Source organism: Streptomyces solicavernae (genome assembly GCF_029968095.1).
Classification (GTDB): domain Bacteria; phylum Actinomycetota; class Actinomycetes; order Streptomycetales; family Streptomycetaceae; genus Streptomyces; species Streptomyces solicavernae.
Genome location: NZ_JASCIR010000024.1, coordinates 58,653 through 77,054 on the forward strand (window position 1 = coordinate 58,653; position 18,402 = coordinate 77,054).

Consider the following 18,402-nt stretch of genomic DNA (forward strand, 5'->3'; position numbering starts at 1 on the left):
TGCCCGAGCCAACGGTGCGGGACCGCAACCCCGCCTCAGCCCTGCCTCAAGCCTCAGCCCCGCCTCCCCCGCCTCACGTCCGCCTCCCCCGCCTCACGTCCGCCCCTCCCGCCTCACGTCCGCCCCTCCCGCTCCTGCGCATCCTTCAGCTCCGCCGACGGGTCCGCCCACGCGGCCCGTACGACCCGGAAGCCCGCCTGCCGCGCGGCCTCGCAGACCAGCTCGTCGTCGTCGACCAACACCCGCACCTCGCGGGCGCGGGCCAGCCGGCGCAGCACGTCCAGCTTGGTGTGCCGGGCCGGCCTGCGGTCGCTGTCGCGCCGCATCCAGATGCGCCCGGCGGGCAGCCCGTGCCGCTCCAGCCAGGCCTCGGTGTCGGCGCGGCAGCGCTCGGGCCGGCCCGTCAGGTACTGGATCTCGCACTGCTCGGCGTGCGTACGGACCAGGGCGATGCCCTCGGCGAGCGGCGGGTCGTCCGGCGCGGCCGCGAAGAAGCCGCTCCAGTCGCGCGGCCTGCCCTCCAGGAAGTGCTGGCGGTGCGCGGTGCCGGCGAGGGTGTTGTCGACGTCGAACACGGCGACCGGGCGGGGTGCGTGGTCCATCCGGCCAGCGTAACGAGCCCTTCGGGAAGCAGGCGCAGGCGTCCCGCGTTGTACGGGCCGTGACCTCACCGACCCCGACCTCGACCCCGACCCCGACCTCGACCTCGGCCCCGACCTCGACCCCGGCCTCCGTACTCGCCAGGACCCGGTTCTCCGTACTCGACCGCTCCCGCACCCTGCAGGGCCAGGGCGCGCCCGCCGCGCTCCGCGCCACCGGGGCGTTCGCGCATGGGTATCCGAGCATCACAGCGCCGGGTTCAAGCCGTCCGACTGGGCCGACGAGCCGTACGTGATCATCGCCGGCACCGTCGCCGTGGCCGCCGACAGGGCGTCGGCGCGCCGGCTGCTGATCCCCGAGGCCTGGTCGATGGCGTACTCCCGCACCCACGGCGTCTTCCCGCCGCTCGCCCCGGCCGAGGAGATCGAGGCACGCGACATGACTCCGAAGGAGCGGGAGTTCTACGAGCAGGGCATCGCCGGGCAACTGCACGGCACCGAGGACGAGGTGGCCGCCGGGCTCGACGAGGTGATCGTGGCGAGCGGCGCGGACGAGGTGCTGGTGACGACGTCCACGTACGACCGGGACGGGATGCTGGACTCGTACCGCCGCCTGGCCCGGCTCGCGGGACTGTCCGGCTGACTGCGGCTGTGGCCCTTGCGGCCCCCTGGTGCTGCTGGCCGGTGGTGCTGCTGGCCGGTGGGCTGCGGCGGTGGCGGTCCTCGATGCAGTGACGTCGGGCACGCCCTAGAATTGCGGAGTTTGTCCCCGACGCTCCCGACGCTCCCGACGCCCCCACGCCCCCGCCCCCGACCCCGCGGAGCCCCCCGTGACGATCACCTCCCCCGAGCACGACCCGTACGTCCGCGTCCGCGGTGCCCGTGAGCACAATCTGCGGGGCGTGGACGTGGACGTGCCACGGGACGTGCTCGTGGCGTTCACCGGGGTCTCCGGGTCCGGGAAGTCCTCGCTCGCGTTCGGGACGATCTACGCGGAGGCGCAGCGGCGGTACTTCGAGTCGGTCGCGCCGTACGCGCGCCGCCTCATCCACCAGGTGGGCGTGCCGAAGGTGGGCGAGATCAGCGGGCTTCCGCCGGCGGTCTCGCTCGAACAGCGGCGCTCCGCGCCGACCTCGCGGTCCTCGGTGGGCACGGTGACGACGCTCTCCAACTCGCTGCGGATGCTGTTCTCCCGCGCGGGCGACTACCCCCAGGGCGCCGAACGCCTCGACTCCGACGCGTTCTCCCCGAACACGGCCGCGGGCGCCTGCCCGGACTGCCACGGCCTGGGCCTGGTGCACCGTACGACGGAGGCGCTGCTCGTGCCCGACCCGGCCGTGTCGATCCGGGAGGGCGCGATCGCGGCGTGGCCGGGCGCCTGGCAGGGCAAGAACCTGCGGGACGTTGTTGACGCGCTCGGGTACGACGTGGACCGGCCGTGGCGGGAGCTCGCGCAGGCGGACCGGGACTGGATCCTGTTCACCGACGAGCAGCCGGTGGTCACCGTGCACCCGGTACGGGACGCGGGCCGCATCCAACGCCCGTACCAGGGCACGTACATGAGCGCCCGGCGGTACGTGCTGAAGACCTTCGCGGACTCCAGGAGCCAGACGCTGCGGGCCAGGGCCGAGCGGTTCCTTCAGAGCACGCCGTGCCCGGGGTGCGCGGGGCGGCGGCTGCGGCCCGAGGCGCTGGCGGTGACGTTCGCGGGGCGCACGATCGCGGATCTCGCCGCGCTGCCGCTGACGGCCCTCGCCGCGCTGCTGCGGGCGGCGGACGGCGACGAGGCGGCCCGTCTCCTCACCGAGGACCTGCTCGCCCGGATCGAGGTCATCACCGAACTCGGCCTGGGATACCTGGGGTTGGACCGCTCCACACCCTCACTGTCGGCGGGCGAACTCCAACGCCTGCGCCTGGCCACGCAGTTGAGGTCGGGCCTGTTCGGGGTGGTGTACGTCCTGGACGAGCCGTCGGCGGGCCTGCACCCGGCGGACACGGAGGCGCTGCTCACGGTCCTGGAGCGGCTGAAGGCGGCGGGCAACTCGGTGTTCGTGGTCGAGCACCATCTCGATGTGGTCCGCCACGCCGACTGGCTGGTCGATGTGGGCCCGCGCGCCGGCGAGCACGGCGGCCGGGTGCTGCACAGCGGGACGGTGGCCGACCTGGCGCGGGTCGAGGAGTCGGCGACGCGGCGGTTCCTGTTCGAGCCGTCGCGGGCCGGTACGCGGGCGGTGCGCGAGCCGGACGGCTGGCTGAAGCTGTCCGGGGTGACGCGGCACAACCTGCGGGACGTGGACGCGGAGTTCCCGCTCGCCACGTTCACCGCGGTCACGGGCGTCTCCGGCTCGGGCAAGTCGACGCTGGTGAGCCAGGAACTGCCGCTCGCCGCCGAGGAGTTGACGTCCGTACGCCGCGTGGTCCAGGTCGACCAGCGGCCGATCGGCCGTACGCCGCGCTCCAACCTGGCGACGTACACGGGCCTCTTCGACGCCGTACGGAAGCTGTTCGCGGAGACAACGGAGGCGCGGGCGCGCGGGTACCGGGTCGGCCGGTTCTCCTTCAACGTGGCCGGCGGGCGCTGCGAGACCTGCCAGGGCGAGGGCTTCGTCTCGGTGGAGCTGCTGTTCCTGCCCAGTACGTACGCGCCCTGCCCGGACTGCGGAGGCGCCCGCTACAACGCCGAGACGCTGGAGGTCACGTATCGCGGCCGGACGATCGCGGAGGTCCTCGACTTGACCGTGGAGGCGGCGGCGGAGTTCTTCGCGGACGTGCCGGCGGCGGCGCGCAGCCTGGCCACTCTCCTGGACGTGGGCCTGGGCTATCTGCGGCTCGGCCAGCCCGCGACGGAGCTGTCCGGCGGCGAGGCGCAGCGCATCAAGCTGGCCGGCGAGCTCCAGCGGGTGCAGCGCGGCCACACCCTGTACGTGCTCGACGAGCCGACCACCGGCCTGCACCCGGCCGACGCGGAGGTCCTGATGCGGCAGCTGCACGGCCTGGTGGACGCGGGCAACACGGTGGTGGTCGTCGAGCACGACATGGCGGTGGTGGCGGACGCGGACTGGGTGATCGACCTGGGGCCCGGCGGCGGCGACGCGGGCGGCCGGATCGTCGCGGCGGGGCCGCCCGCGGAGGTCGCGCGGGCGGCGGGGAGCCGGACGGGTCCTTATCTGGCGGCGGCGCTGTCCGCGGAGGCTACGCCTTTGGCGGTGCCACGAACTGCACATCGAGGTTGATCCTGACGACCTCGCCGAGCAGTCCCGGCGCGAAGTCCAGGCCGTACTCGCTGCGCCGGATCTCCCCGGTCGCCTCGAACCCGGCGTGCGTGGAACCGTCGACCGGGGACTCCACGACGCCGCCGAACTCCACGGCGAAGGTGACCGGCCGGGTCACGTCGCCGATGGTGAGGTCCCCGGCGAGCGTCCAGTCCGCGCCCGCGCCCTCGATGCGGGTCGAGCGGAACGTCATGGTGGGCCGTTGGGCCACGTCCAGCAGGTCGGAGGCGCGGACGTGCGCGTCCCGGTCGGCGTTGCCGGTGTCGACGGAGTCGAGGGCGACGGTTGCGGTGACGGAGCTCTCGGCCGGCGTCTCGCCGACGACGAGCGCGGCGTCCAGGCGGTTGAAACGGCCGCGGACCTTGGCGATGCCGAGGTGGCGGATGGTGAAGCCGACGGCGGAGTGGAAGGGGTCGAAGGCCCAGTTGCCGGCGGGCAGGGGCAGTACGGGAGCGGTGGTCTGCGAAGTCATGCCGCAACCCTGCGCGGCGTGCGGGCCCGGAGGAAGGCCGGGCGAAGGCTGGTAGGGCTCAGGCCGGTAGTGGCCGGGCTGGTAGGGCTCAGGCCGGTAGTGGCCAGGCCGGTAGTGGCCAGGCTGGTAGTGGCCAGGCTGGTAGTGGCAGGGCCACCCTGAGCGCGGGGCGCGACCGTACGATCGACGAGTGAGCGAGAACGAACTGGGCGCGTATCTGCGCAGTCTCCGCGAGTCCGTGACGCCCGCCGACGTGGGCCTGCCCGCGGGGCCGCGCCGCCGCACGCCCGGCCTGCGCCGCGCCGAGCTGGCGATGCTCGCCGGGATCAGCGTCGAGTACCTGGCCCGCCTTGAGCAGGGCCGCGACCGCCACCCGTCCGCGCAGGTCCTCGCCTCGATCTGCGACGCGCTGCAGCTGCCGCTGGAGTCCCGGGCCCAGCTGCGGCACCTGCTGAAGGCCGAGGAGGGGCACTACCTGTGCGGGGCGGCGCCGATGCCGGCCCGCGAGGTGCGCCCGACGGTCCGCGCGCTCCTCGACCGCCTCGAACCGACGCCGGCCGTCGTACGGAACCTCCTCGGCGAGGCCGTCGCGTACACGGAGGCGTACGCCCGCCTGATGGGCCCCGTCGGCGCCCTGGACGAGGACCCGCCGAGCCTCATCCGCTACGTGTTCACGGACCCCCGCGCGCGGGCCGCCTACCCGGACTGGAACCACGCCGCCGACGAGCAAGTGGCCGCGCTGCACTACGACTTGAGCCGTCGGGACCCGTATGTCGCGGAGCTGGTCGAGGAGTTGACGATCACGGCGGGCACCCCGTTCACCGACCGCATCAAGGCCCCGTCCCGCCTCCCCTCCCCCACGGGCGTCACCCGCTTCGTCCACCCGGAGGTGGGCGACCTCCGCCTCGCCTACGAGACGCTGTCCCTCCCGGAGGCGGACGGCCAGCACGTCCTGATCCACCTCCCGGCGGACGCGGCGACGGGCCGGGCCCTGGACCGGTTGCAGGGGCTCAGGCCGGGCGGGTTGCGGGCGGTGGGGGACTGAGGGCGCGGCCCGGGGAACTGCGCGACCAGCCACGACGGCGCTGCAGCCGCAAGGTGAGGAGGGGAAGGGAGGGAAAGACGCACGCCGTCAGCCCCGCGAGACCTTCCGATTAGCGCGCAGCCACTCCTTGTTCATCGCCGTGATCGACGGGAGCGGGATGCCCTTCGGGCAGGCCGTGGCGCATTCGCCGGTGAGGGTGCAGCCGCCGAAGCCCTCCGCGTCCATCTGGCCGACCATGTCGAGCACGCGGGTCTCGCGCTCGGGACCGCCCTGCGGGAGGACGTTCAGGTGGTTGACCTTGGCCGAGGTGAACAGCATCGCCGAGCCGTTCGGGCAGGCCGCGACACAGGCGCCGCAGCCGATGCACTCGGCGTGCTCGAAGGCCGAGTCCGCGTCGGCCTTCGGGACCGGGGTCGCGTGGGCCTCGGGGGCCGAGCCGGTGGGGGCCGAGACGTAGCCGCCGGCCTGGATGATGCGGTCGAAGGCCGAGCGGTCCACGACCAGATCCTTGACGACCGGGAACGCGGAGGCCCGCCAGGGTTCGATGTCGATCGTGTCGCCGTCGCGGAAGGAGCGCATGTGCAACTGGCAGGTGGTCGTGCGCTCGGGTCCATGGGCGTCGCCGTTGATCACCAACGAGCAGGCGCCGCAGATCCCTTCGCGGCAGTCGTGGTCGAAGGCGACCGGGTCCTCGCCCTTGAGGATCAGTTCCTCGTTCAACGTGTCCAGCATCTCCAAGAAGGACATGTCGGACGAGATGCCGTCGACCTCGTACGTGGACATGGTGCCGTCGGCGTCGGCGTTGCGCTGCCGCCAGACGCGCAGGTTGAGCTTCATCAGGCGTAGCTCCGTTGCGTGGGGTGGACGTACTCGAAGACCAGGTCTTCCTTGTGGAGGGTCGGGGCGGCGCCCGTGCCCGTGAACTCCCAGGCGGCCGCGTACGAGAACTCCTCGTCGCGGCGTTCGGCCTCGCCGTCGGCCGTCTGGGACTCCTCGCGGAAGTGGCCGCCGCAGGACTCGGCGCGGTGCAGGGCGTCGAGGCACATGAGCTCGGCGAGCTCCAGGTAGTCGACGATGCGGTTGGCCTTCTCCAGGGACTGGTTGAACTCCTCGCCGACCCCGGGGACCTTGATGCGGCGCCAGAACTCGTCCCGGATCTGCGGGATGCGGTCGAGCGCCTTGCGCAGCCCTTCCTCGGTGCGGGCCATGCCGCAGAACTCCCACATGACCTCGCCGAGTTCGCGGTGGAAGGAGTCCGGGGTGCGGTCCCCGTCGACGGCCAGGAGGCGGGCGAGACGGTCCTCGGTCTCCTCAAGCACCTCGCGTACGACGGGGTGCTGAGCGTCGACCTCGCTCTCCAGCGGGTTGCGCGCGAGGTAGTCGTTGATGGTGGAGGGGAGGACGAAGTAGCCGTCGGCCAGACCCTGCATCAACGCGCTGGCGCCCAGACGGTTCGCGCCGTGGTCGGAGAAGTTGGCCTCGCCGACGGCGAAGAGGCCGGGGACGGTGGTCTGCAGGTCGTAGTCGACCCACAGGCCGCCCATCGTGTAGTGCACGGCCGGGTAGATCCGCATGGGCACCTGGTACGGATCCTCGTCGGTGATCCGCTGGTACATGTCGAAGAGGTTGCCGTACTTCGCCTCGACCGCCTTGCGGCCCATGCGCTTGATGGCGTCGGCGAAGTCCAGGTAGACGCCCTGCCCGCCGGGTCCGACGCCCCTGCCCTCGTCGCAGACGTTCTTCGCGGCGCGGGAGGCGATGTCGCGGGGCACGAGGTTGCCGAAGGAGGGGTAGATGCGCTCCAGGTAGTAGTCGCGCTCGTCCTCGGGGATCTTGTGCGCCGGCCGGTCGTCATCCTTGGCCTTCGGCACCCAAATGCGGCCGTCGTTGCGCAGCGACTCGCTCATCAGGGTCAGCTTCGACTGGTGGTCGCCGGTGCGCGGGATGCAGGTGGGGTGGATCTGCGTGAAGCAGGGGTTGGCGAAGTAGGCGCCGCGGCGATGGGCCCGCCAGACCGCCGTCGCGTTGGAGTTCATGGCGTTGGTGGAGAGGTAGAAGACGTTGCCGTAGCCGCCGCTCGCGAGCACCACCGCGTCCGCGAAGTACGTCTCGATCTTGCCGGTGATCAGGTCGCGGGCGACGATCCCGCGGGCCCGCCCGTCGACGACGATCACGTCCAGCATCTCCGTACGGGGATGCAGCTCGACGTTGCCCGCGGCGATCTGCCGGGACAGTGCCTGGTAGGCGCCGAGCAGCAGCTGCTGGCCGGTCTGGCCGCGGGCGTAGAACGTACGGGAGACCTGCACGCCGCCGAAGGAGCGGGTGTCGAGCAGTCCGCCGTACTCACGGGCGAACGGCACGCCCTGCGCGACGCACTGGTCGATGATCTCGACGGAGATCTGCGCGAGCCGGTGCACGTTCGACTCGCGGGCGCGGAAGTCGCCGCCCTTGACGGTGTCGTAGAACAGCCGGTGGACCGAGTCGCCGTCGTTGCGGTAGTTCTTCGCGGCGTTGATGCCGCCCTGCGCGGCGATGGAGTGGGCGCGGCGCGGCGAGTCCTGGTAGCAGAACTGGACGACGTGGTAGCCCTGTTCGGCGAGCGTCGCGCCCGCGGAGCCGCCCGCGAGACCGGTGCCGACGACGATCACGGTGTGCTTGCGGCGGTTGGCCGGGTTGACCAGCTTGGCCTCGAAGCGGCGGGTGTCCCAGCGCTCGGCGATCGGCCCGGTGGGCGCCTTGGCGTCGACGACCGGCTCGCCGGTGGCGTAGTCGGCGTAGGAACCGTAGGAGCCGGAGGAACCGTAGGAATCAGGGGTCTTCATTCAGCTCACCACTCCGGTCATGACGGCGACGGGTACGGACACGAAGCCCAAGGTCAGGAGCAGTGCGAGCCCGCCCGCAACGGTCTTCAGGGCGCGGTCACGGGCGGCGCTGCCGACGCCGAGGGTCTGGGCGGCGCTCCAGAATCCGTGCCGGACATGGAAGCCGAGGGCGACCGTCGCGACGAGGTAGATGACGTTGCCGTACCAGGTGGAGAAGGTCGCGACGACGTTCTGGTAGGCCTCGCCGTGCACCGCGTGCTCGTTGACGGTGAGGGTGGTCAGGTCGAGCAGGTGCCAGACGATGAACAGGCCGAGGATGATGCCGCCCCAGCGCATCGTGCGGGTGGCGTAGCTCGCGCGCTTCCTCTTGTGCACGTACTTGGTCGGCCGCGCCTTGATGTCCCGACGGCTCAGCTGGTACGCGGAGACCGCGTGCGCCACGACCGCCAGGACCAGGACGATGCGGACCAGCCAGAGCGTCCACTCGTAGTGCATGAAGGGCTCGCCCACGGTGCGCAGCCAGTGCGCGTACCCGTTGAACTCGTCCGTCCCGAAGAAGATCTTGAGGTTGCCCAGCATGTGGACGACCAGGTACAGGAGCATGACGAGGCCGCTCACGGCCATCACCGTCTTCTTGCCGACGGTCGAGTCCCAGAAGCCGGGTGTCTTCGACGGCCGTCGGTCCGTCCGCGTTGCCCGCGTTGCCAGAGCCATGACTCAAGACGCTAAGGGCCCAAGGTCCCAGAGGTCCAAGATCTTGTACGGCTCATCTCGATAGCCGATGACTATCAACCGCGTACGCTGGTGCTTATGCAGTTGCAGCAGCTCCAATACTTCGTCGCGGTGGCCGAGACCCGGCACTTCACACGGGCCGCCGAGCAGGTGCACGTGGCGCAGCCCTCGCTGTCCCAGCAGATCCGGTCCCTGGAGCGGGAGTTGGGCGCGGAGCTGTTCAGCCGGGCGCGGGGCAACATCGCGCTGACGGACGCGGGCGAGACGCTCCTCCCCCTCGCCCGGCGGATTCTCGCGGACGCGGACACGGCCCGGCAGGAGGTGCAGGAGCTGGGCCGCCTTGAGCGCGGGCGGGTCCGGCTCGGCGCGACGCCCTCGCTCTGCACGGGCCTGCTTCCGGACGTGCTCCGCGCCTTCCACGACCGCTATCCGGGCATCCGCCTGCTCATCGAGGAGGGCGGCTCCCACGATCTCGTACGCGAGCTGGCCCGCGGCGCGCTCGACCTGGCGCTGGTGGTCCTGCCGCTGCCGTCGCCCTCCCCCGCCCTGACGACGCTGGAGCTGCTGCGCGAGGACTTGGTGGTGGTCTCCTCACCGGAGGCTCCGGCGCCGGGGACGCGCGGGCGGTCGGTGCGCGTGTCCGACCTGCAGCGCGAGCGCCTTGTGATGTTCCGGCACGGCTACGACCTGCGGGAACTCACGGTCGCCGCGTGCCGGGCGGCGGGGTTCGAGCCGGACTTCGCGGTGGAGGGCGGGGAGATGGACGCGGTCCTCGGGTTTGTGCGGGCGGGGTTGGGGGTGGCGGTGGTCCCGCGCATGGTCGCTGCGCGGGCGGGCCGGGATCTCCGGGTCACCCCACTGACCCGCCCCGGCCTCCACCGGACGATCGCCCTGGCCCACCGCAGCGATGTGGCTCCGCCTCGGGCGGCACGAGAGCTGCAACGGATGCTTACGGAGGCTTCCGGCGCGGCCGGACTGCCCCGATAGGGGCGCGGGGAACCGCGCGACCAGCCACGGACGGGGGAGGCGGGGGCTTCGCCCCCGGTGGTCAACCCGTCGCGTCGACCAGCGCCAGCGCATGCAACCGATCCGGCGGCCCGGGCCGGGCGTAATACCACCCCTGAGCCGTATCGCAGCCCAGCTCCCGCAACTGCTCCGCCTGCGCCCCCGTCTCCACCCCCTCCACCGTGACCGACAGGTCGAGACTGTGGGCGAGGGAGACGACCCCCTCGACGATCTTCAGGTCCACCGGGTCCACCGGATACCGCTGCATGCCCTGCGTGAACGACCGGTCCAGCTTCAGCACACTCACCGGAAGCCGCCGCAGATTCGCCAGGTTCGAGTACCCCGTACCGAAGTCGTCCAGGGCGATGTCGACCCCCATCTCGGCCAGCCGCCGCAACGGCTTCAGCAGATCGTCGTCGGCGCCGATCAGCGCCGACTCCGTGACCTCAAGACACAGCGCCCCGGGTTCGAGCCCGACCCGCTCCAGGATCTCGACCGTGTCGGACACCAGATGCGGATGGTGCAGCTGCACCGGGGACAGGTTGACGTTGATCCGCAGCGGACCTGCGTCCGCGTGCCGCTGCTGCCAGTCGCGGGCCTGGCGGACCGCCTCCTCCAGGACCCAGCGCCCGAGCGGCACGATGAGCCCCGTGTGCTCGGCGAGCGGAATGAACCGGTCCGGGCCAAGCACCCCGTGCTGCGGATGCGTCCACCGCACCAGCGCCTCCGCCCCGCTCACCGACCCGTCCGCGAGGTGCACCAGCGGCTGGTACTCGATGAAGAACTCCCCGCGCGCCAGGGCCGCCGGCAGGGCGGTGGTCAGTCCGTGCCGCGTGATCGTACGGGCGTCGGCCTCCGGGTCGGCCAGCTCGAAGCGGTTGCCGCCCGCGGACTTGGCCCGGTACATCGTGATGTCCGCGCTGCGCAGCACCTCCGCGGGGCTGCGCTCGCCCGCCGGGCCCTCGACGATGCCGATGGAGCCGCGCACGGTGATCTCGCGGCCCTCGATCCGTACGGGGATCGCGAGCATGGACAGGATGCGCCCCGCAAGGTCGTCCACCTCACGCTCGGTGTCGGGCCCTGTCGTGAGCGCCACGAACTCGTCGCCGCCGAGCCGGGCCACCATCTCGCCGGGCGCGGTCGCGCAGGACTGCAGGCGGTCGGCGACCTCGACGAGGAGCCGGTCCCCGGCGGCGTGGCCGAGGCTGTCGTTGATGGCCTTGAAGCCGTCGAGGTCGAGGTAGCAGAGGCCGAAGCGCCTGCCGTCGCCCGCGGCGAGCGCCTTCTCCAGGCGTTCGAAGAACAGGGTGCGGTTGGGCAGCCCGGTGAGCGCGTCGTGCGTCGCCTCGTACCGCAGGCGCAGGTTGAGCAGGCGCCGCTCGGTGGTGTCCTCCATCAGCGCCAGCTGGTACTGCGGGCGGCCCTCGGCGTCGCGCAGCAGGGAGACGGTGAGGTTGGTCCACAGGACGGTGCCGTCGTGGCGGTAGTACGGCTTCTCCACCCGGTACTCGTCCCGGTCGCCGCGGACCAGCTCCTCGTAAAGCCGCCAGACCTGCGGGGCGTCGTCCGGGTGGGTCCAGTCGCTGATGTTGCGGCCGCGGATCTGGTGCTCCAGGCCGCCGCCGAACATCCGGGTGAGGGTGTCGTTGACCTGGAGGACGGTGCCGTCGAGGTCGGCGATGCCGATGCCGATCGCGGCGCCCTCGAACACGGCGCGGAAGCGGGCCTCGCTGGCGTGCAGGGCCTCGGCGACCGCGTGCCGGGCGTCGAGCGCGGCGCGCGAGATGGCCTCCTGCTCGGCGAGGGTGCGCTCCTTGAGGGCCTGCGCGAAGCCCGCGGCCACGGCGTGCTGCAGCCGCGAACAGCGCGATCTGAGCTCGTCCTTGCTCCGCCGCTCCTCGTCCTGCCCGCAGTACAGGACGAGGTACGCGTCGACCACGTCGAGGGTGCGGCTCAGCGCCTCCGGGTCCGTGCAGTGCGTGCCGACCAGGGCCGCGCCGACCGCCTGGCCCTCGGCCGCGTCAAAGGCCCGCGCGGCGAGCGCGTCCCGCAACCGGCGGGCCAGCGGCACCAGTTGCTGCTCCAGCTCGGCCCGGCTGAGCGAGGTGGCCGTGGCGGGGAAGACCGCACGGCTCCAGATCGTGGCGAACCGGCGCAGTCTTCCCTCGGCCCCGTCCGGCGCCGCGCTCTTCTCGGTCACGCGCCGCGCCCCACACCCGCGTACCCGGAGAACGTGAAGGGGTCCTCCTGCTCCGGGGGCGTCTCGGGCCGCCAGTGCGGCATCTGCACGAGCCCTGGCTCGACCATCTCGTACCCCTCGAAGAAGCGCGCGATCTCGTCGCGCGTGCGCATGACCAGCGGGTTGCGGGTCTTCTCGTAGACCCCGACCGTGCCGGCGGCCTCCTCGCGCGCCGGGACGCCGTCGTACGAGGCGTGCGTGAGGACGAGGAGGCTGCCGGGCGCGAGCGCGTCCCGCAGCTCGGCGACGGCGGCGTACGGGTCGTCCGCGTCCTCGACGAAGTGCAGGATCGCGACGAGGAGCAGCGCCACCGGCTGCTCCAGGTCCAACAGGCCCTTCACCTCCGGGCTGTTGAGGATCTCCTGCGGGCTGCGCAGGTCGGCCGCGAGGACCGTCGCCCCGTCGTTCCCGGCGAGCACGGCGCGGCTGTGCTCGACCGCCACCGGATCGTGATCGACGTAGACGACCTTTGCCCGGGGATTTGCCGCCTGTACCACTTCGTGAACGTTTCCGAACGTGGGAATGCCGGAGCCGATATCGAGGAACTGCGTGATTCCCGATTCGACCGCACATCGTACGGCTCGCCGCATGAAGGCCCGATTGGCCTGCATGATCTTGGGAAGCCCCGGCATGAACTCCATGGCCCTGCGGGCCGCTTCCCGGTCGACCTCGAAATTATGCGATCCGCCCAGGTAGAAGTCGTACATACGGGACACGCTGGGCTTCGAGATGTCGATGCCCGGTGGGGCCCAGGCGGGTCGATCCATCGTGTCTCCAAGGCGTGAGCGAGCCGGTGTTCGAGCCGAGGCTACTGATCGCTCGCCAACAGGTCGAGCAGAACCGGAAATTGCTCGTCCGTTCTCGGTCACCACCTCCGGTGACTGCATCTGCAGCTGCACGTGCACATGGCCGATTGCAGATGCACACGACCGCGCCCCCGCTCCGCCGAACGCGGAGCGGGGGCGGCGGCCCGACGGCTATTCCGGGGCGCCGAGCAGCTTCCCCTCGGGCGAGACGGCGTACCAAGTGCCGCCCACGCCCTGGCCGTTCAGGTCGCCCGGCGCCTTGTCGCCGGCGAAGGTGTAGAGCGGCCAGCAGTCGAGGGTCTGCTGCTGCTTCCCGTCGGGCCGGTCGAACACCGTGAACCCCTTTTTCAGGACACCCTCGGCGTCTGACTCGTCCACCGGCTCGACGACCGGCCAGCGCTCCAGACAGGCCCCGGTGCAGGCGGACTTCATGGGCCAGGCGGAGTCCTTCGTGAAGCGGTAGACAGTCCTGCCGTTCTTGTCGACGACGATCTCGCCGAGCTCGGGGTCCTGGCGGGTGGACATCCCGGGAAGGTCCGCCCCCTTCCCGTCGGCCTCATCGGCGGAACCGCCCTCGGGAGCCGCCGTCGCCTTCTTGCCGTCGGGCGCCGCGGCGTGCCAGGTGCCGCCGACTCCCTGCCCCTTGGCGTCGCCCGGTTTCTCGTCGGCGGCGTAGCGGTACATCGGCCAGCCGGCGACGGTCAGTTGTTCGGTGCCGTCCTCGCGGGTGACCGAGCCGACCAGGGCGGGGTCGACGCCGGGTGCGGCCTTCGCGCCGTCGGCGGCTACCACTGGCCAGGTCTCGGCGCACTCCCCCGCGCAGGCCGATTTCGAGGGCTTCGCGGTGTCCCGGTCGAAGCGGTAGAGGGTGAACCCGGCGCTGTCGGTGAGGACTTCGCCGAACTTCTTGCTCTTCCACACCGCGAGCTGCCCGGCGGGCTTTGCCTCCGCGGCCCCGCTCCCGCCCGCCGCCGAGCCGTACCCGTCGCCGTAACTCCCCTGCGCCGGGGCCGCGTTGCCCGCGGACCGACCGCTCGCGTCCGCGTCCGGCTCCCCCTGACCGCACGCCGCCGTCAGCGTCAACAGGGCCGCGGCCGCCACCGCGACCGACGCGCTCCGCCAGGTGTTCATGGTGGTCAACTCCCGTGCTGGTAGGGGTGGTGCTCGCTCGCTGCTCGCACCCCTGCATACGGAGCCGTGGGCCGCGTTGTTCAACCGGGGGCGCGGTGTCTCCGTACGGCCTTCGTGCGGCCTTCGTGCGGCCTTCGTGCGGCCTTCGTGCGGCCTTCGTGCGGCCTGGTGGTGGCGTTCTCCGTACGGCCTGGGTGCCCGGCGGGTTCCCCCATTCGCCCGACCCCGTTCGCGACCCCCGGGGTGCATACCTAGCGTTTCGAACATCGAGGTGCATCGCCGGTCGCAGCGGAACAGGTCCGCACGCGCTCCTCGGGACCTAAGGATTTGCTCATGCGCGCGATATCCCCCGTATCCGCGGTATCTGCCGTGTCCGCCATGCCTGGCGTATCCGCCGTGTCCGCCGCGTCCGTGGCCGTTCTCACGGCAGGCGCCCTGGTCCTGGCCGCCCCGGCCGCCCATGCGACGGTCGCCGGGGACAACGACAACAACATCACGTCGTTCGGCTTCAGCGTGACGCCGTCGACGGTCGCCGCGGGCGGCCAGGTCACCCTGAAGGTGGACGGCTGCAAAGCGGCCGCGCACGCCACCTCGGGCGTCTTCGACCCGGTCACGATCCGCAAGCACCAAACCGCCACCGCCACCGTCGACTGGGACGCCAAACCGGGCGCCATGTACACCGTCACCTTCGAGTGCAAGGGCGAGACGGGCACCACGGACCTCACCATCGCCAAGGGCGGCGGCCACCACACCGGCGGCAACCAGACCGGCGGCAATCAGACCGGCGGCCGGCAACACAACGTCCAGCGCGGCGTGAACGCGGGCATCGGCGGCACCTTCGGCAAGCTCGACTTCAGCGAACTCGCCCTGGGCGCTGCCCTGATCACGGGCGCACTCGGCTCCGCGTACTACTGGGCGAGGCGCCGCCCGAGCGAGGACGCCGCCGGCGGTCCGGGCACGGACGCCTGACCCCGGACACCGGAAGCCCGCGCCCATGATGCGCCAACTCCCCTACATGCAAGGGCAGGGCACTTCGCCCCCCCGTACCCGCACACGGAACGGCACTTCGTCCCGGGATCCACACCCGGCCCGGGACGAAGTGCCGTCCTGCGCGCCCGCGGGCGCGCGGCTGTGTCAGGCGCGACCGGTCCTGGTCTCGCCGCGGCGCCGCAGCCAGAACACGCCGCCGCCGATGGCCGCGGCGCCCACCAGGGAGCCGCCGATCGCGACGTCGGTCGACGTGGCGCCCATGCTGGAGCTGCCGCCGACGCCGCCGCGCACACCGCCGTGGATGACGGTGAGCGCGGCCTCCCGGGTCACGCTGCCTGCGGCGCCGCAGGTGGCGGTGACGCTGTGGGCGCCGATGTGGGCCTTGCGGCTGATCTTCACGGTGGCGGTGGCCATGTTGCCGCCGCTCGGACGCAGCCGGGTGCGCGGGAAGGCCGACGAGGAGACGTGGTTGTTGTTGCCCCTGGTGCACTCATGGGCGTCGACCGTCACCGTGACGGTTCCGCCGCGCTGGCTCGTGGTGGGCGAGACGGTGATGGCGCTTCCGTCCCAGGCGCTCGCGGACGGTGCTGCGAGCCCGATGATGGCACCGGCGGCGGCCGTGACCGCCAGGGCACGAGAAGTACGCATGAGAACCTCCGCGGGAGAGCGCGCCGAGGAACCGTCCCCGGGCAGGATTGGCGAGATCGCCCTCCCAGACCGACCCTCAGGTGCAGTGCACCGGCCCGCATTTCGGGGCTGGTCCGTCCTGGTGAGGCGACACGCCGGGGCAAACTCCGAATATGACGAGTAGGCGCAGGTCACGGACCGTCAGAAATTCCCTGGGGCCGGAGACTCGGATGGCGCAGGGACCGTTCGGCCGCCACCCGTTCGCCTCCGCGCTGTCGCCCGAATTCTGTCCGGCCCTTAGCGTTCTGCCATGCGTCGTGGACGCGGCAGGACTTGTCGCGTCGAGAGGGGAAATCGAAATGCCTTCGTCCCAGTCCGCCATCGAGGAGGAGCCGCGGAAGAAGCGCGCCCCGTGGGGAGTGATAGCGCTTGTTCTGCTCACCGGACTCGCCTTGATAAGGAATGGCTCCGGTGAATTCACCGTGGGCCCGCCGCAGCCGGCTTCGGCCGCGGCGGCCGAGCGCCGGGTGCACGGCCAGATCAGGGCCGAGGGCCCCGCGCCACTGTCGTTCTCGCTCGCCCAACGGATTAGCATCCCGGCGATCCAGGTGGACGCGCCGATCCAGCCCGTGGGCCTGGACGCGGAGGGGTGGGTGGACGCGCCGCCGCCCCAGGACCCGAATCTGGCGGGCTGGTTCAACGGTTCCGTCTCGCCCGGCGAGAAGGGCACGTCCGTGGTCGTCGGCCATGTCGACAACAACGCGGGTCCCGCGGTTTTCTACGGCCTGGGTTCGCTGTCGAAGGGAAATCACGTCGAGGTCACCCGCAAGGACGGCCGCACCGCCATTTTCGAGGTGTACGGGATCGAGGTGTTCGAGAAGGAGAACTTCCCGGGCACCAGGGTGTACGGCGAGACCGGCGGGGCCGAATTGCGCGTCATCACGTGCGGCGGCGGGTTCACGAAGGAGAACGGCTACGACGGGAATGTGGTGGCGTTCGCCCGGTTGGTGAAAACGATCTGACCCGGGAACTACCAAGGGCCGGTCGGACTCATTTCCTTGAGCCCGACCGGCCCTTGATTCTTGTTCCTCGACCCTTGCCCCTTGACCCTCGCGTGAATGGCTCCCGGAATTCTCACATCAGCGCACGGTTCGGCACCTCGATCCGGTATCCCTCGTCGAGCAGTCGCGGCAGATAGGTCCGCAGGGCCTTCACGGTCTGGGAGCGGTTGCCGCCCGCGTCGTGGGAGAGCACCACGACACCCGGTCCGGCGCCCTGCAGGACGCGGCGGACGATGGTGCGGCTGCCCGGCTCCGTCCAGTCGAGGGTGTCGACGGTCCAGGCCAGGGGCTCCATGCCGAGCTCGGCGCCGATCTCGAAGGCCGAGCGGTTCCAGGCCCCGTACGGCGCGCGGAACCAGAGCGGCGGGCGGCCCACGGTGTCCAGGACGGCCTCGCTGGTCCGCTCGATCTCGTCACGGATGCCGGGGCGCCGCATCAGGGTCAACTGGGGATGTGTGAAGGTGTGGTTGCCGATGAGGTGGCCCTCGTCGGTCATCCGCCGCAGCAGGTCCGGGTTGGACTCGGCCATCTCGCCGCAGACGAAGAACATCGCGCGTACGTCGTGCTTGTGCAGGGTGTCCAGGATGTGCGGGGTGTAGCGGGGGTCTGGGCCGTCGTCGAAGCTGAGGACCATGCCGCGGCCGCGGTCCGCCAGCCGCAGAATCGGCTTGCTGCGTACGGGGGTTCGGCGCACGGCGGCGCGCCGGGGGCCGTAGCCGGTCATGGGCCGGAGCCGGTACGCGGAAGGCTTCCGCGGGCGGGCCGCCTGGGCGCCCGCGGCAGGTTCCGGCGAGGTGGAGGGGCGGGCGGGGGCGCCGGACCGTTCTTCGCCGGCGCAGCCGGCGGTCGCCGCGAGGGCGAAGAGGGCGGCGCCGCGCAGGAGTACACGCCGCCCCGGAAGCATTTCGTCCGTTTTCATGACTTATGCGTCGCACGGCGGTGCCCGTACCCAATCCATCGACACGGTGCCGCGACGGAAAGCACCTGATGAGACCGGCTCGGGGTGCGCAGCGCGCGCTCCCGGGTTAGAGATGGGGCTGATATACGGTCAATTCCCCCTGACCGAGCAGAAGTTGCGGGACGACCGCACCCCCGTTCGGCGGGCCCTCTCCGCCTCCGCGTACCGTGATCATCGCGCACGCCGGCACACGGAAGAGGAGAGCAATGGCCCAGCTCACGCAGGACGTACGGGACCGGATCGCCGGGACCGGGATCTGGTTCGTGGCGTCCACCAACCCGGACGGGTCGCCGCACGTGAGCCCGATGTGGGTCGACCTGGACGGCGACCAGCTCTGGTTCAACACCTCGGTGGGGCGCGTCAAGGAGCGCAACCTGCGCAACGACCCGCGTATCTGCCTCTCCAACGCCGACACGGCCAACCCCTTCGACCGCGTGCAGCTGCACGGCCGCGTCGCCCGGTTCGTCGAGGGCGAGCAGGCCAAGGCGGACATGGACCGGCTCGCGCACAAGTACCTGGGCACGCCCTACGAGTGGCTGCTGCCCGAGGAGAAGCGCATCACCGTGGTCGTCGAGCTTGAGCGGGTCCGGCGGATCGTGGGCGTGGAGCCCTTCGGCACGCCCAAGTAGACCCGCTCAGCGGG

At 71.6% G+C, this 18,402-nt stretch carries 17 protein-coding genes; 7 read left to right on the top strand and 10 right to left on the bottom strand.

Translation table 11 applies throughout. The features are described 5' to 3' along the window. Positions 1-113: 113 nt before the first annotated feature. Entirely contained in the window at positions 114-602 is a 489-nt protein-coding gene (locus QIS99_RS23775; protein ID WP_282515651.1) for a phosphatase domain-containing protein, read from the bottom strand. A gap of 289 nt (positions 603-891) precedes the next feature. Between QIS99_RS23775 and QIS99_RS23780 the strand changes: the two genes are divergently transcribed. Both QIS99_RS23780 and QIS99_RS23785 read left to right on the top strand, forming a co-directional pair. Further along, entirely contained in the window at positions 892-1,242 is a 351-nt protein-coding gene (locus QIS99_RS23780; RefSeq protein WP_408909617.1) for a hypothetical protein, read from the top strand. A gap of 193 nt (positions 1,243-1,435) precedes the next feature. Further along, positions 1,436-3,832, top strand: coding sequence for an excinuclease ABC subunit UvrA (locus QIS99_RS23785; RefSeq protein ID WP_282515684.1), 2,397 nt, complete (start codon positions 1,436-1,438; stop codon positions 3,830-3,832). Here the strand turns inward: QIS99_RS23785 and QIS99_RS23790 are convergent. Continuing rightward, positions 3,792-4,343: a YceI family protein gene (locus QIS99_RS23790; RefSeq protein WP_282515652.1), complete on the bottom strand. Its 552-nt coding sequence runs from the start codon at positions 4,341-4,343 to the stop codon at positions 3,792-3,794. The genes QIS99_RS23785 and QIS99_RS23790 overlap by 41 nt on opposite strands. A gap of 190 nt (positions 4,344-4,533) precedes the next feature. Here QIS99_RS23790 and QIS99_RS23795 point away from each other — a divergent pair, with 190 nt between their 5' ends. Beyond that, the gene (locus tag QIS99_RS23795; RefSeq protein ID WP_282515653.1) at positions 4,534-5,388 is read left to right on the top strand and encodes a helix-turn-helix domain-containing protein; all 855 of its coding nucleotides are present in this window, start codon (positions 4,534-4,536) and stop codon (positions 5,386-5,388) included. 87 nt (positions 5,389-5,475) lie between these two features. Here the strand turns inward: QIS99_RS23795 and QIS99_RS23800 are convergent, their stop codons facing one another. From QIS99_RS23800 to QIS99_RS23810, 3 genes are read right to left on the bottom strand one after another with little or no spacing between them, the layout of a single operon-like run. Next, positions 5,476-6,225, bottom strand: a complete 750-nt coding sequence (locus QIS99_RS23800) for a succinate dehydrogenase/fumarate reductase iron-sulfur subunit (protein ID WP_282515654.1) — start codon at positions 6,223-6,225, stop codon at positions 5,476-5,478. Further along, entirely contained in the window at positions 6,225-8,210 is a 1,986-nt protein-coding gene (locus tag QIS99_RS23805) for a fumarate reductase/succinate dehydrogenase flavoprotein subunit (RefSeq protein WP_282515655.1), read from the bottom strand. Before QIS99_RS23805 ends, QIS99_RS23800 begins: the two co-directional genes overlap by 1 nt. Next, positions 8,211-8,924 carry a succinate dehydrogenase gene (locus tag QIS99_RS23810; RefSeq protein WP_282515656.1) on the bottom strand — a complete coding sequence of 238 codons (714 nt, stop codon included), beginning with the start codon at positions 8,922-8,924 and terminating at the stop codon, positions 8,211-8,213. A gap of 96 nt (positions 8,925-9,020) precedes the next feature. On the opposite strand from QIS99_RS23810, the gene QIS99_RS23815 reads away from it, so the two are divergent. After that, entirely contained in the window at positions 9,021-9,929 is a 909-nt protein-coding gene (locus QIS99_RS23815; RefSeq protein ID WP_282515657.1) for a LysR family transcriptional regulator, read from the top strand. Between the two features lie 61 nt (positions 9,930-9,990). Here the strand turns inward: QIS99_RS23815 and QIS99_RS23820 are convergent, their stop codons facing one another. The 3 genes from QIS99_RS23820 to QIS99_RS23830 form a co-directional block, all read right to left on the bottom strand. Continuing rightward, positions 9,991-12,147: a putative bifunctional diguanylate cyclase/phosphodiesterase gene (locus QIS99_RS23820; RefSeq protein ID WP_282515658.1), complete on the bottom strand. Its 2,157-nt coding sequence runs from the start codon at positions 12,145-12,147 to the stop codon at positions 9,991-9,993. After that, positions 12,144-12,953: an SAM-dependent methyltransferase gene (locus QIS99_RS23825; RefSeq protein WP_282515659.1), complete on the bottom strand. Its 810-nt coding sequence runs from the start codon at positions 12,951-12,953 to the stop codon at positions 12,144-12,146. The genes QIS99_RS23820 and QIS99_RS23825 overlap by 4 nt, the downstream gene beginning before the upstream one ends. Before the next feature lie 210 nt (positions 12,954-13,163). Further along, on the bottom strand, positions 13,164-14,123 hold the full coding sequence (locus QIS99_RS23830; protein ID WP_282515660.1) for an SCO0930 family lipoprotein: 960 nt from the start codon (positions 14,121-14,123) through the stop codon (positions 13,164-13,166). 378 nt (positions 14,124-14,501) lie between these two features. Between QIS99_RS23830 and QIS99_RS23835 the strand changes: the two genes are divergently transcribed. After that, on the top strand, positions 14,502-15,092 hold the full coding sequence (locus QIS99_RS23835) for a hypothetical protein (RefSeq protein WP_282515661.1): 591 nt from the start codon (positions 14,502-14,504) through the stop codon (positions 15,090-15,092). 165 nt (positions 15,093-15,257) lie between these two features. Here the strand turns inward: QIS99_RS23835 and QIS99_RS23840 are convergent, their stop codons facing one another. Then, on the bottom strand, positions 15,258-15,761 hold the full coding sequence (locus tag QIS99_RS23840) for a hypothetical protein (RefSeq protein ID WP_282515663.1): 504 nt from the start codon (positions 15,759-15,761) through the stop codon (positions 15,258-15,260). A 338-nt stretch (positions 15,762-16,099) separates the two neighbouring features. Here QIS99_RS23840 and QIS99_RS23845 point away from each other — a divergent pair, with 338 nt between their 5' ends. Beyond that, on the top strand, positions 16,100-16,762 hold the full coding sequence (locus QIS99_RS23845; protein ID WP_282515664.1) for a class F sortase: 663 nt from the start codon (positions 16,100-16,102) through the stop codon (positions 16,760-16,762). A 112-nt stretch (positions 16,763-16,874) separates the two neighbouring features. Here QIS99_RS23845 and QIS99_RS23850 read toward each other — a convergent pair whose 3' ends face one another. After that, positions 16,875-17,720 (bottom strand): polysaccharide deacetylase family protein, encoded by an 846-nt coding sequence (locus QIS99_RS23850; protein WP_282515665.1) that lies wholly within the window; start codon positions 17,718-17,720, stop codon positions 16,875-16,877. 245 nt (positions 17,721-17,965) lie between these two features. On the opposite strand from QIS99_RS23850, the gene QIS99_RS23855 reads away from it, so the two are divergent. Further along, entirely contained in the window at positions 17,966-18,388 is a 423-nt protein-coding gene (locus QIS99_RS23855) for a PPOX class F420-dependent oxidoreductase (RefSeq protein ID WP_282515666.1), read from the top strand. Positions 18,389-18,402 lie beyond the last annotated feature (14 nt).

What these genes read in the sequence shown, in the direction of transcription:
- QIS99_RS23790 (WP_282515652.1), bottom strand. Translation starts at nt 4,343, where the DNA reads ATGACTTCGCAGACCACCGCTCCCGTACTGCCCCTGCCCGCCGGCAAC.
- QIS99_RS23805 (WP_282515655.1), bottom strand. Translation starts at nt 8,210, where the DNA reads ATGAAGACCCCTGATTCCTACGGTTCCTCCGGCTCCTACGGTTCCTAC.
- QIS99_RS23815 (WP_282515657.1), top strand. Translation starts at nt 9,021, where the DNA reads ATGCAGTTGCAGCAGCTCCAATACTTCGTCGCGGTGGCCGAGACCCGG.
- QIS99_RS23855 (WP_282515666.1), top strand. Translation starts at nt 17,966, where the DNA reads ATGGCCCAGCTCACGCAGGACGTACGGGACCGGATCGCCGGGACCGGG.
- QIS99_RS23840 (WP_282515663.1), bottom strand. Translation starts at nt 15,761, where the DNA reads ATGCGTACTTCTCGTGCCCTGGCGGTCACGGCCGCCGCCGGTGCCATC.
- QIS99_RS23825 (WP_282515659.1), bottom strand. Translation starts at nt 12,953, where the DNA reads ATGGATCGACCCGCCTGGGCCCCACCGGGCATCGACATCTCGAAGCCC.
- QIS99_RS23800 (WP_282515654.1), bottom strand. Translation starts at nt 6,225, where the DNA reads ATGAAGCTCAACCTGCGCGTCTGGCGGCAGCGCAACGCCGACGCCGAC.
- QIS99_RS23835 (WP_282515661.1), top strand. Translation starts at nt 14,502, where the DNA reads ATGCCTGGCGTATCCGCCGTGTCCGCCGCGTCCGTGGCCGTTCTCACG.
- QIS99_RS23775 (WP_282515651.1), bottom strand. Translation starts at nt 602, where the DNA reads ATGGACCACGCACCCCGCCCGGTCGCCGTGTTCGACGTCGACAACACC.
- QIS99_RS23810 (WP_282515656.1), bottom strand. Translation starts at nt 8,924, where the DNA reads ATGGCTCTGGCAACGCGGGCAACGCGGACGGACCGACGGCCGTCGAAG.
- QIS99_RS23850 (WP_282515665.1), bottom strand. Translation starts at nt 17,720, where the DNA reads ATGAAAACGGACGAAATGCTTCCGGGGCGGCGTGTACTCCTGCGCGGC.
- QIS99_RS23845 (WP_282515664.1), top strand. Translation starts at nt 16,100, where the DNA reads ATGCCTTCGTCCCAGTCCGCCATCGAGGAGGAGCCGCGGAAGAAGCGC.
- QIS99_RS23830 (WP_282515660.1), bottom strand. Translation starts at nt 14,123, where the DNA reads ATGAACACCTGGCGGAGCGCGTCGGTCGCGGTGGCGGCCGCGGCCCTG.